Raw genomic sequence first — 11,802 nt, 5'->3', positions numbered from 1 at the left:
GCCGGATTCATCCGGCCGGGCACTTTGTGCTTGTGCTGACTACTCCGCGGGAGCCAGTTCGACGCCGCTGACGGTCAGCTCGCCGTCACCGGCCACCAGCTCAAGGTTCCGCACGTTGCCCGCTGCCAGCAGGTCCGGCAGACCGGCACGCAGCCGGTCGACCAGGGCAGCCGGGGCGGTGACAGTGGCATTGAGGACCTCGGTGCGCTGCTTGACCTTGGCCTCCGACTTCGACTTGCGGATGCCGCCCAGTGCTTGGGCAACGGTTCCCAGGATCGCCGCATCGGCACCGGATACGCCGGCGGCCAGGCCGTCGACGGCGGGCCAGGATGCGCGGTGGACGGAACCGGCGCGCCACCAGCTCCAGACCTCTTCGGTGGCGAAGGGCAGGAACGGGGCGAACAGCCGAAGAAGCGAATCCAGGGTGGTGGCGAGGGTCGCCAGTACGGAGGCCTGTTCGGCGTCACCGGCAGCACCGTAGGCGCGGTCCTTGATCAGCTCCACGTAGTCGTCCGTGAAGGACCAGAAGAAGGACTCGGTGATCTGCAGTGCCCGGGCGTAGTCGTAGCTTTCAAACGCCTTTGTGGCGTTGTTGACCACGTCCACCAGCTGTACCAGCAGCGACTGGTCCAGCGGGTTGGTGATCACAGAGGTGTCAGTGCCGACGACGTTCGCTTCGGTGGCACCCAGGTTCAGGACAAACTTGGAGGCGTTCAGAAGCTTGATGGCCAGGCGGCGGCCGATCTTCATCTGTGCGATCTCGTAAGCGGTGTCCGCACCAAGGCGGGCCGAGGCAGCCCAGTAGCGGACGGCGTCGGACCCGTATTCGTTGAGCACATCGGTGGGGACCACCACGTTGCCCTTGGACTTGGACATCTTCTTGCGGTCCGGGTCCAGGATCCAGCCGGAGATGGCGGCGTGCTTCCACGGGGCAGCGTGCTGCAGCGCGTCGGCGCGGACCACGGAGGAGAACAGCCAGGTACGGATGATGTCGTGGCCCTGCGGGCGCAGGTCGAAGGGGAAGACCTTGGAGAACAGGTCCTCATCCACACCCCAGCCGCCCACGATCTGCGGAGTCAGGGAGGAGGTTGCCCACGTGTCCAGCACATCGGCGTCGCCGATGAAGCCGCCGGGCTGGTTGCGCTGGGACTCCTCGTAGCCCGGAGCCGGATCGGCGGCCGGATCTGCCGGCAGGGATTCGAAGGAGGGCAGGATCGGGTTGTCGTAGTCCGGGTTGCCGGAGTTATCCAGCGGGTACCAGACCGGAACGGGAACACCGAAGAAGCGCTGGCGGGAGACCAGCCAGTCGCCGTTGAGGCCTTCGATCCAGTTCTCGTAGCGGGAACGCATAAACGCCGGGTGGAAGTCGATTTCCCTGCCGCGGGCGATCAGGGCCTCGCGGCGGTCGGCGTCGCGGCCGCCGTTGCGGATGTACCACTGGCGGCTGGTGACAACTTCAAGCGGCTTGTCGCCCTTTTCGAAGAAGTTCACCGGGTGGGTGATCTTCTTCGGCTCGCCGTCCAGGTCGCCGCTTTCGCGGAGCATCTCGACGACGGCTTCCTTGGCGCTGAAGACGGTCTTGCCGGCAACGGCGGCATAGTTTTCCCGCGCAGTTTCAGTCTGAATCCACTCCGGGGTGTCCGCGAGGATGCGGCCGTCACGGCCGATCACGGCGCGGGTGGGCAGGTTCAGTTCGCGCCACCAGGTGACGTCGGTGAGGTCGCCGAAGGTGCAGATCATCGCGATGCCCGAACCCTTGTCCGGCTTGGCCAGCGGGTGCGCCTTGACCTCTACCTCGACGTCGAACAGCGGGGACTTCACAGTGGTGCCGAACAGGCGCTGGTAACGCTCGTCGTCGGGGTGCGCCACCAGGGCCACGCAGGCGGGGAGGAGCTCCGGGCGGGTGGTCTCGATGAAGATCTTCTCGCCGTCGGGCGCGTGGAAGCTGACGCGGTGGTACGCACCGGGCTGCTCGCGGTCCTCAAGCTCGGCCTGGGCCACAGCGGTGCGGAAGGTGACATCCCAGAGGGTGGGGGCTTCGGCCATGTAGGCGTCGCCGGCTTTGAGGTTCTCCAGGAACGCGCGCTGGCTGACGGCGCGGGAATGGTCGTCGATGGTCCGGTACGTGCGGGTCCAGTCGACGGACAGGCCAAGCGTGCTGAAGAGGTTCTCGAAAACCTTTTCGTCCTCGACGGCCAGCTCTTCGCAGAGCTCGATGAAGTTGCGGCGGGAGATAACGTCGAAGTCGCGCTGGTTCTTCGGAGCGGTTGCCGGCGGGCGGTAGTCCGGGTCGTACGGCTTCGTGGGATCGCAGCGCACACCGTAGTAGTTCTGCACGCGGCGTTCGGTGGGCAGGCCGTTGTCATCCCAGCCCATTGGGTAGAAGACGTTCTTGCCCTTCATCCGCTGGTAGCGGGCCAGCACGTCGGTCTGCGTGTAGGAGAACATGTGTCCAACGTGCAGGGAACCCGAAGCAGTCGGCGGGGGAGTGTCGATCGAGTAGACCTCGTCCCGGACCGTGTCCGGGTTGAAGGCGTAGGTGCCTTCTTCGCGCCAGCGGCGGCTAAGGGTCTCTTCCAGCCCTTCCAGGGCGGGTTTGTCAGGAACGGAAACGGTCGCAGCGGGCGTGTCTGTGCCCGGGATATTGTCAGCCATGGTGCCATTCTCCCACGGGTGCCGGTGCCGCCGTCATCTGTGTCGCAGGCGGCGAACACCCGTTGCGGGCGGCCCCTTCCGGGTACGCGCGGGACAGCCTAGCATCCGGTACATGGCTGGAATCGATCCGTCCCAGGTCCGCGTTCGGCGTATCTACGAAGTGCCCGACGGCGGATTCCGGGTGCTGGTGGACAGGCTCTGGCCGCGCGGGGTGTCCAAGGCGCGCGCCGAGCTGGACGACTGGTTCAAGGAGGCAGCGCCCAGCACCGAACTGCGCGACTGGTTCGGTCACCGGCCGGAACGCTGGGAAGGTTTCACCGAGCGCTACGTCCACGAGCTTGAAGGCAACCCGGCAGTGACGGACTTTGCCGGCCAGTGCGCTGAACGTCCGGACACGGTGCTTCTCTTCGGTGCCCGGAACGTGCAGGAGAATGAGGCTGTGGTGCTGCGTAACTACTTGTTGGGCCGGAACCTTACGTAGCTGTAGACCACCAGGGCGATCGCTATGCAGCCGGAGAGGATAAGCGCCGTGCCGGTAGTCCAGCCGCCCGGAAGCCACCACCTGTCTTCCAGCGGCCACCACGCGGGAACCTTGCGCCAGAGACCCCAGGTGATTCCGGCGGCGACCAGGGTCGATGCGCTTGTCAGGGCAATGGCGATCCGGGCCCAGGACTGTACGCCCTGCTCAGCAGCGCGGTAGGCCTGGACCTTCACCGGGTGCAGCCAGCGGCTGGCCCAGTGGTAGCGCAGGGAAAGGATGGCCAGCCCGGCGACCAGCATCAGCAGTCCGGGGCCCGGAAGCACCAGCGCAGCAGCTCCCAGGACAATGAGGGTCCAGCCAGCCACTTCAATGCCTGTGCGTCGGACCCATGCTGGGATTCTGTCGGTGCGCGGCATGCTTCCAGCTTCGCATAACGTCTGCGCCGGACCGACACCGGCAGTCTGGTCCTTGCCGCGGTTCGCGTCGGTTTGCTGGTTTCCCGGCTCCCGATTTCCCGGGTTTCCGCCGGTGCCGTTGCGGTGCAGCCGGGCCGGTGCGCGCGGTTTCCCACCCGCCGTTACGGGTGTGGCTGGTGGGGTCTCGTTGGGTCGCAGGAGTAACTGGCGATGGGAATCTGTGTGTCTGGGTCTGCACGGATTCCCAGTCCTTGTTAACCGAGTGGTCTCCGGGGGCTCATCCCGCAACATACGCAACGTCGGCTGGGAATCCGTTCGCCGGACGCCAGGCCTGACCTCGCAAACTGCAATTTATCCCGTTTCAGGGCTGGGCCATGGCCGCACGGACAAGCCGGATGAACTCCTGGGGATTCCGCAGGATCGTTTCGGCAGTGATGCGCAGGGTCATGAAACCCTGGACTGTGGCGCGGTTCCACCGGTCCCTGTCGTTGCGGTAGTGCGTTCTGCTGCTGTGGAACTCGTAGCCGTCAATCTCAATGATGAGCCGGCCCCAACCAGGAAGTCCACGCGTCCGACACCGGCTAGCGCTACCTCCCGCTGCACTGCGAAGCTGGCTGCCCACAGGTGGTAGCGGGCGCACACTTCCAGCGGCGAAGCGGTCTTGCGGCTTATGCCCTCCAGAAGCGCACGGATGCGCCAGTCCTGCGGACGGGGAAAGGCCCGTAGGAGTGCTCGCTTCGATATGGCGTCCCGGACAACCGCTGACTCTGCAAGGACCAAGGCATCCAGATGCGGAAGACAGCGGAAAGCGTCCAGAACTACAACCGACGGTGAACTCACCAGCTTTGCCGCCGATCTTTTGCCCCGATGCAGCCGAATCGCGGGGTCGTCGATAGGCTTGTCTGCCCGCAGGTGCACGGTCTCGGTGGGCTGCAGGACTCACCACCCCCGTAGAGCGGCTGCCGACACGCACGTAAGGGACGATCCCCTTGAGGCTGCCGACACCAGTTCGGCAGGCGCATCCTCAATTCGGTAATAACCACGGCCCGCGCGCTGCAGTGTCCCGCTGCGCTCGGCTGCAGCAACTTTCGAACGGCCAAATCCGTTCGCTGCAAGCGCTCCGGTGCTGATCACTCCGTAGTGCGCCCGGCAAACTGCCTCTATCGCGTGCATCCCGCCAGCCTGACAGCCGGCCACTTGTCGAGGTGCTGCCCGCGCTGAGGCTGTGCAGCGACGAAGTTGGCCTCTGCCACGGAGGACGCCTGTGCAGGTAGAGACGCTGCACGGTGCCGGGCGCACGGATTCCCGCTACCCGTTGCCCCTGTATACCGATGAGGTCACAGCTGCCACACCGGTCACGAGGGCTGGGAAACTGTGCAGGTAAGCCGGGGAGAGAGGGGCAGACGGGAAACTGCACTGGCAGTGAGCCCACCCCACGGGTGCACCTCAACCCCCGCTAGCACCCAGCCAAAGCGACACAGCACGACCCGCGCCCGGCCGCGGGCAACACAAGTTCGCTAGGGTTGCTCCCATGACGAACAAGCGCGTGGTAGTGACCGGAGCAAGCTCGGGAATCGGTGCGGCAGCAGTCCGCGCCCTGCGGAAGACAGGCTGGGACGTAGTCGCCGTCGCCCGCCGGGAAGACCGCCTGAAGGAGCTCGCGGAGGAAACCGGTGCCCGGATCATCGCCTGCGACGTCACCGACCGCGAGTCGGTGGATGCCATGGCCCGCGAGGTGCTGGCCGGCGGGGGAGTGGACGCAATCGTGAATAACGCCGGCGGTGCGTTCGGCATGGACCCGGTGGCAACCGGAAACCCCGAAGACTGGGTTCGGATGTACAACGTCAACGTGCTCGGAGCGCTCAACGTCACGCAGGCGTTCCTGCCGGCACTGCGGGAAAACGGCGAAGGATCCATCCTCATGCTCACCTCAACCGCCGCGCTCGCAGCTTACGAAGGCGGAGCCGGCTACTGCGCCGCAAAGGCCGGCGAGCAGGCGATGACCCAGGCCCTGCGCCTGGAAGAAGCCGAACACAACGTCCGCGTCATCGAGATCCTGCCGGGCATGGTGAAGACGGAGGAGTTCTCCCTGAACCGCCTTGGCGATGCGGCGGCGGCAGAGAAGATCTACGCCGGCGTCGAAAAGCCGCTCACCGCAGCCGACGTCGCGGACGTGATGGCCTACGCCCTGAACGCCCCCCACCACGTCAACCTGGACCAGGTGGTCATCCGTCCCGTGGCGCAGGCCGCGCAGCACAAAGTGATCCGCCGCTAGGCTCCACGGCCGGGGCTTCGACAGACGCCCCGGAAGTGGCCTAAACTGGCCCAAGCAGCTTTGACCCGGCCATCACCGGTGAGCTTCCGGAAGAACGGCGCAGAACTCAAACAGAACCGAATGCGCCTAGTAGAACCGGACGGGTAAGCCCGTCACAGCAGTCAATGAGCGGCAGCCGTTGCGCCCCCTGAACAGGGAGCACGACGGCGGCAAGCGAGGTGGTACCGCGGCTTTACCCCCGGCGTTTGCGCCGGGATGAGAAGTTCGCCCTTGCATCCTGTATTTACAGCCAGATTCACTTGCCGCTACCAGGATGACGAACATGCCACAGATCTACCCCAAGGCCTCAACCGGCGATTCCGCCGAAGCCGCAGCCTCCTCACCCAGGTTCCCCGAGATCGAAGAACGGGTCCTGAAGTACTGGGACGAGGACGGCACCTTCCAGGCCTCCATCGACGCCCGTCCCGCCGGCGAAGATGGCTCCAACGAGTTTGTCTTCTACGACGGCCCTCCCTTCGCCAATGGCCTGCCGCACTATGGCCACCTGCTCACCGGTTACGTGAAGGACCTGGTGGCCCGCTACCAGACCCAGCGCGGACACCGCGTTGAGCGCCGCTTCGGCTGGGACACCCACGGACTGCCCGCCGAGCTCGAGGCCATGAAGCAGCTGGGCATGAGCGACAAAGTCCAGATCGAGAAGATGGGCATCGACAAGTTCAACGATGCCTGCCGCGCCTCGGTCATGAAATACGCCGGCGAGTGGCAGGACTACGTCACCCGCCAGGCACGCTGGGTGGACTTCGAGAACGACTACAAGACGCTCAACGTCGAGTACATGGAGTCGGTCATCTGGGCCTTCAAGACCCTGCATGAAAAGGGCCTGACCTACAGCGGTTTCCGGGTGCTCCCGTACTGCTGGAAGGACGAGACTCCGCTGTCCAACCACGAGCTGCGCATGGACGACGACGTCTACAAGATGCGCCAGGACCAGACCGTCACGGTCACGTTCCCGATCATCGCCGGGGACAACGTGCTCTCCGCCGAGCTTGAGGGCGTCAATGCCATCGCCTGGACCACCACGCCGTGGACCCTTCCCACCAACCTGGCCCTCGCCGTCGGGCCCGAGGTCCGCTACGCCGTCGTGCCCGCCGGCCCCAACGGCACCATGCTGGATCAGGGAACGGCCGGTGAAGGCCGCTTCCTCCTGGCCGAGGACCTGGTTGCCTCCTATGCCAAGGACCTGGGGTACGACGACGCCGATGCGGCCCGTGCCGCTGTCGCCTCCGTGCACACGGGTAAGGAACTCGAAGGCCTGCGCTACGTTCCGCTCTGGGGCTACTACGCCGACGCCGAGAAGTGGGGCACGTCCAACGCCTGGCGGATCGTCGTGGCCGATTACGTCACCACCACCGACGGCACCGGCATCGTGCATCAGGCACCGGCCTATGGTGAAGATGACCAGAAGGTCTGCGAAGCCAACGGCATCCCCGTCATCCTCTCCGTGGACGAGGGCGGCAAGTTCCTGCCCATGTTCGGCGAGGGGCCGCTGTCCGAGATCGCCGGCCTGCAGGTCTTCGATGCGAACAAGCCGATCACCCGCGAGCTCAAGGCTGAGGGCCGGCTGCTGCGCCAGGCCAGCTACGAGCACTCCTACCCGCACTGCTGGCGCTGCCGGAACCCGCTGATCTACAAGGCGGTCTCCTCCTGGTTCGTGGAGGTCACCAAGATCAAGGACCGCATGATCGAGCTGAACCAGGAGATCAACTGGATCCCGGAGAACGTCAAGGACGGGCAGTTCGGCAAGTGGCTCGAAAATGCCCGCGACTGGTCGATCAGCCGCAACCGGTACTGGGGCAGCCCCATCCCGGTCTGGGTGTCGGATGACCCCAACTACCCGCGCACCGACGTCTACGGTTCCCTCGCGGAGATGGAAGCCGACTTCGGCCGGCTGCCGCTGAACAAGGAAGGCCAGCCGGACCTGCACCGTCCGTTCATCGATGAGCTGACCCGCCCCAACCCGGACGATCCCACGGGCAAGTCCACCATGCGCCGCGTCGAGGACGTGCTGGACGTCTGGTTCGACTCCGGTTCGATGCCGTACGCCCAGGTGCACTACCCGCATGAGAACGCGGACTGGTTCGAGCACCACAACCCGGGCGACTTTATCGTGGAGTACATCGGCCAGACCCGCGGCTGGTTCTACACGCTGCACATCCTGGCCACGGCACTCTTTGACCGGCCGGCATTCCGCAACGTCATCAGCCACGGCATCGTCCTCGGTTCCGACGGACAGAAGATGTCCAAGTCGCTGCGGAACTACCCGGACGTTTCCGAGGTCCTGGACCGCGACGGCTCCGACGCCATGCGCTGGTTCCTGATGGCTTCCCCGATCCTGCGCGGCGGCAACCTGGTTGTCACCGAACAGGGCATCCGCGACGGCGTCCGCCAGGTCATCCTGCCGCTGTGGAACGTGTGGCACTTCTTCACGCTCTACACCAACGCGGCGAACAACGGCGCCGGCTACGAGGCAACGCTGCGCCACGAGTCCACCGAGCCGCTGGACACCTACATGCTGGCCGCCACCGGAGACCTCATCCGGAACATGACGACGGCGCTGGACACCTATGACGTGTCCGTCGCCTGCGAAATGCTGCGCGCCTACATGGACACGCTCACCAACTGGTACGTCCGCCGCAGCCGCACCCGGTTCTTCGACGAAGACACCCAGGCTTTCGATGTGCTTTACACCTGCCTCGAAGCGCTCTGCAGGGTGGCAGCACCGCTGCTTCCCCTGGTCTCCGAGGAGATCTGGCGCGGCCTGACCGGCGGGCGCTCCGTGCACCTGACCGACTGGCCCGAAGCCGGCGCCTTCCCGCGGGATCCGGACCTGGTTGCGCGCATGGACCTGACCCGGAAGATCGCGTCCGTGGGTTCCTCGCTGCGCAAGGCCGCGAACCTCCGCGTGCGGCTGCCGCTGTCCGAGATGACAGTGGTCGCACCGGACGCCGAAGCACTCGAAGGCCACTTCGCTGCGATCATTGCCGATGAGCTGAACCTGAAGTCCGTCCGCCTCGTGGACGCCGGTTCCGCTGACCCCGCCGAGTTCGGGATCACGCAAAAGCTCGTCGTCAACGCCCGCGCAGCCGGTCCGCGGCTGGGCAAGAACGTGCAGACTGCGATCAAGGCCTCCAAATCGGGGGACTGGTCCGTGGCTGAAGACGGAACGGTTACCGCGGGCGGCCTGGCCCTGGAACCGCACGAATACACCCTGGAAACCGTGGTTGAATCCGGCGAGGGAGAGTCATCCAAGGCTGTGGCAGTCCTGCCCGGAGGGGGTTTCCTGGTCCTGGATACGGAGGTCACCCCGGAACTGGCCGCCGAAGGCACCGCACGTGACGCCATCCGCGCCATCCAGCAGGCCCGCCGCGACGCAGACCTGCACATCAGCGACCGGATCCGCACCACGGTAGTTACCGGGGCGCAGAGCGCAGCTGCACTGGAAGCCAACGCAGACCTGGTCAAGGCTGAAACCCTGACCGGCGAACTGGTGGTCGAAGGCTCCGGAGACCAGGACGACTCATTCACCGTGACCGTGGAGAAGATCTGATGTCCACCCAAGACAGCCCCTCGGGCTCCATCGACGGCTTCTCCGTCGAGAGTGTGTATGCCGAACTGCTCAGCCGTGCCCCGGAAAACAAAATGGAACCGCGCATGGCTCCGCTGTTCCGCGCCATGGAGATCCTGGGCGAGCCCAACAAGGCGTTCCCCATCATCCACATCACCGGAACCAACGGCAAAACCTCGACGGCGCGGCTCATCGAGGGCGGACTGCGCGCCTACGGGCTGCGCACCGGCCGCTACACCAGCCCGCACCTGAGCAAGGTGACCGAGCGGATCAGCATTGACGGCGAACCGGTCGCGGATGAGACCTTTGTGCGGATCTGGGACGAAATCCGCCCCTACCTGGCAATGGTCGACGCTGAACTGGATGCCGCGGGGGAGCCGCGCCTGACCTACTTCGAGTGCGTGACGATCCTCGCGTTCGCGGTCTTCGCCGACGAGCCGGTTGACGTTGCCGTAATTGAGGTGGGCCTGGGCGGGATCACCGACGCGACGAACGTGGGGGATGGAACCGTCTCCGTGGTGACCCCGATTTCCCTGGACCACACCGAACTGCTGGGGGACGACGTCGCGGACATCGCCCTCGAGAAGGCCGGAATCATCAAGGAAGACGGCTTCCTGATCAGCGCCGCACAGCCCGTGGAGGCTGCGCAGGTGCTGCTGGAGAAGGCGAACGAGGCCGGAGTGCCGTTCCGGTTCGAGGGCATCGAATTCGGCGTCGAGTCCCGCACCATGGCCGTCGGCGGCCAAATGGTGACCGTTAACGGACTCGCCGGACGCTACGAGGATCTGCTGGTTCCGCTGCACGGTGAACACCAGGCACAGAACGCAGCCGTCGCCGTCGCGGCCCTGGAAGCCTTCATTGGCGGCGGGGCCAAGGAACTGGACGTGGAACTGCTGCGCACCGGTTTCCAGACCGTCACCTCCCCGGGCCGGCTGGAAGTGGTCCGCACAGCACCGACGATCATCGTGGATGCTGCGCACAATCCGGCCGGTGCCAAGGTGAGTGCCCAGGCGGTGCTTGAATCCTTCAACCTGTCCTCGCTGGTACTGGTGGTGGGGATCCTGGCAGAAAAGGACGCCGTCGGGATCCTGGCCGAACTGCATGAAGTGCTTGGTGACATTGTCACCGGCATTTGCCTCACCCAGTCCAGTTCCCCGCGGGCTATCCCGGCCGATGAACTGGTGCAGGACGCGGTGGACGCCGGCTTTGCCGATGAGGACATCCAGGTTGAGCCGGCGCTGGATGACGCCATCGAATGGGCCGTAGCCAAGGCAGAGGAAAATAACGACCTCGCCGGCGGCGTACTGGTCATTGGCTCCATCACCGTGGTCGCGGAAGCGCGCACCCTCCTAGGAAAGTAAGCACATGGCACGAATGACCAAGGCCCAGCGCGAGTGGCGCCCGGGCATGCCCAAGAAGCGCCGGTCCATCCGCGTGATGTTCGCATCGACAGTCCTGAGCCTGGAGGCCTTTGTGGTGCTCTTCGGCACCCTGGCGGTCTTTGGCCTCCAGCGGGACCGCGTAGCCCCGGTGGCCATCCTCGTGGGGGGAATCATCCTGGCCGCTGCCCTGGTGGCGGCCTGCGCTTTCCTGTCCAAGCCGGCGGGGCCCTGGATTGGCTGGGTCCTGCAGCTGGCCCTCATCGCCACCGGTTTCCTGGAACCGATGATGTTCCTGGTGGGCGCTCTCTTCGCCGGAACGTGGTGGTACGGACTGCGCGCCGGCGCCCGGCTGGATAAGGAAAACCGCCAGCGGGACCGGGAGCAGGCAGAGTGGGACGCTGCCCATCCGGGCGGTACCGAATCCGGTGAAACCAGCAGTTAGGCTTATGAGCAGCTGATTTCGCATCACACCAACCTCCAAGGAGAAACCAAGCGTGAGCACCGAGCGCACACTCGTCCTGATCAAGCCCGACGGCGTCAAGCGGAACCTGACCGGCGCCATCCTGGCCCGCATCGAAGCCAAGGGCTACACCCTGGCTGAACTGAAGAAGATGGACGCCACCCGCGAACTGCTCGAAGAGCACTACGCAGAGCACGTCGGCAAGCCGTTCTACGAGCCGCTGGTCGAATTCATGCTCAGCGGGCCTGTTGTTGCGGCCGTCTTCGAAGGCCAGCGCGTCATTGAAGGCTTCCGGTCCCTGGCCGGAGCCACCGAGCCCACCGCTGCGGCTCCGGGAACCATCCGCGGCGATTTCGGCCGCGACTGGGGCACCAAGGTCCAGCAGAACCTCGTCCACGGCTCGGATTCCCCCGAGTCCGCAGAACGCGAGATCGGAATCTGGTTCGGCAAGTAGCTGATCCTGTTCCACTGACGGTTCACAGGAGGCGGGGGCCCCCCCCCCCCCCGC

The 11,802-nt window shown here is 65.4% G+C and carries 9 protein-coding genes; 6 read left to right on the top strand and 3 right to left on the bottom strand.

Annotation, left to right across the window (positions count from 1 at the left end; genetic code table 11):
• Nucleotides 1-39: 39 nt before the first annotated feature.
• Complete coding sequence (gene valS / locus TVC13_RS17280) at nt 40-2,655, bottom strand: valine--tRNA ligase (protein WP_422402373.1); 2,616 nt, start codon at nt 2,653-2,655, stop codon at nt 40-42.
• Between the two features lie 112 nt (nt 2,656-2,767).
• Here valS and TVC13_RS17275 point away from each other — a divergent pair, with 112 nt between their 5' ends.
• Nucleotides 2,768-3,136 (top strand): DUF488 domain-containing protein, encoded by a 369-nt coding sequence (locus tag TVC13_RS17275; RefSeq protein WP_422402372.1) that lies wholly within the window; start codon nt 2,768-2,770, stop codon nt 3,134-3,136.
• Here the strand turns inward: TVC13_RS17275 and TVC13_RS17270 are convergent.
• Nucleotides 3,109-3,552: a PGPGW domain-containing protein gene (locus TVC13_RS17270; RefSeq protein ID WP_422402371.1), complete on the bottom strand. Its 444-nt coding sequence runs from the start codon at nt 3,550-3,552 to the stop codon at nt 3,109-3,111. The genes TVC13_RS17275 and TVC13_RS17270 overlap by 28 nt on opposite strands.
• Before the next feature lie 361 nt (nt 3,553-3,913).
• Complete coding sequence (locus tag TVC13_RS17265) at nt 3,914-4,174, bottom strand: DUF559 domain-containing protein (protein ID WP_422402370.1); 261 nt, start codon at nt 4,172-4,174, stop codon at nt 3,914-3,916.
• Between the two features lie 909 nt (nt 4,175-5,083).
• Here TVC13_RS17265 and TVC13_RS17260 point away from each other — a divergent pair.
• The 5 genes from TVC13_RS17260 to ndk all read left to right on the top strand — a co-directional run bounded on the left by TVC13_RS17260 (nt 5,084) and on the right by ndk (nt 11,748).
• Nucleotides 5,084-5,827: an SDR family oxidoreductase gene (locus tag TVC13_RS17260; RefSeq protein WP_422402369.1), complete on the top strand. Its 744-nt coding sequence runs from the start codon at nt 5,084-5,086 to the stop codon at nt 5,825-5,827.
• 313 nt (nt 5,828-6,140) lie between these two features.
• Nucleotides 6,141-9,434 (top strand): isoleucine--tRNA ligase, encoded by a 3,294-nt coding sequence (gene ileS, locus TVC13_RS17255; RefSeq protein WP_422402368.1) that lies wholly within the window; start codon nt 6,141-6,143, stop codon nt 9,432-9,434.
• Nucleotides 9,434-10,813: a bifunctional folylpolyglutamate synthase/dihydrofolate synthase gene (locus TVC13_RS17250; protein ID WP_422402367.1), complete on the top strand. Its 1,380-nt coding sequence runs from the start codon at nt 9,434-9,436 to the stop codon at nt 10,811-10,813. Before ileS ends, TVC13_RS17250 begins: the two co-directional genes overlap by 1 nt.
• A gap of 4 nt (nt 10,814-10,817) precedes the next feature.
• Entirely contained in the window at nt 10,818-11,276 is a 459-nt protein-coding gene (locus TVC13_RS17245; protein ID WP_422402366.1) for a DUF4233 domain-containing protein, read from the top strand.
• A 52-nt stretch (nt 11,277-11,328) separates the two neighbouring features.
• Nucleotides 11,329-11,748 (top strand): nucleoside-diphosphate kinase, encoded by a 420-nt coding sequence (ndk, locus tag TVC13_RS17240; RefSeq protein ID WP_422402365.1) that lies wholly within the window; start codon nt 11,329-11,331, stop codon nt 11,746-11,748.
• Nucleotides 11,749-11,802: the final 54 nt, after the last annotated feature.

Source organism: Arthrobacter sp. 3Tela_A, assembly GCF_049311025.1.
In the GTDB taxonomy this organism is placed as follows: Bacteria; Actinomycetota; Actinomycetes; order Actinomycetales; family Micrococcaceae; genus Arthrobacter_B.
This window is presented reverse-complemented; position numbering and strand designations above follow the sequence as displayed.

What these genes read in the sequence shown, in the direction of transcription:
- valS (WP_422402373.1), bottom strand. Translation starts at nt 2,655, where the DNA reads ATGGCTGACAATATCCCGGGCACAGACACGCCCGCTGCGACCGTTTCC.
- TVC13_RS17275 (WP_422402372.1), top strand. Translation starts at nt 2,768, where the DNA reads ATGGCTGGAATCGATCCGTCCCAGGTCCGCGTTCGGCGTATCTACGAA.
- TVC13_RS17270 (WP_422402371.1), bottom strand. Translation starts at nt 3,552, where the DNA reads ATGCCGCGCACCGACAGAATCCCAGCATGGGTCCGACGCACAGGCATT.
- TVC13_RS17260 (WP_422402369.1), top strand. Translation starts at nt 5,084, where the DNA reads ATGACGAACAAGCGCGTGGTAGTGACCGGAGCAAGCTCGGGAATCGGT.
- ileS (WP_422402368.1), top strand. Translation starts at nt 6,141, where the DNA reads ATGACGAACATGCCACAGATCTACCCCAAGGCCTCAACCGGCGATTCC.
- TVC13_RS17250 (WP_422402367.1), top strand. Translation starts at nt 9,434, where the DNA reads ATGTCCACCCAAGACAGCCCCTCGGGCTCCATCGACGGCTTCTCCGTC.
- TVC13_RS17245 (WP_422402366.1), top strand. Translation starts at nt 10,818, where the DNA reads ATGGCACGAATGACCAAGGCCCAGCGCGAGTGGCGCCCGGGCATGCCC.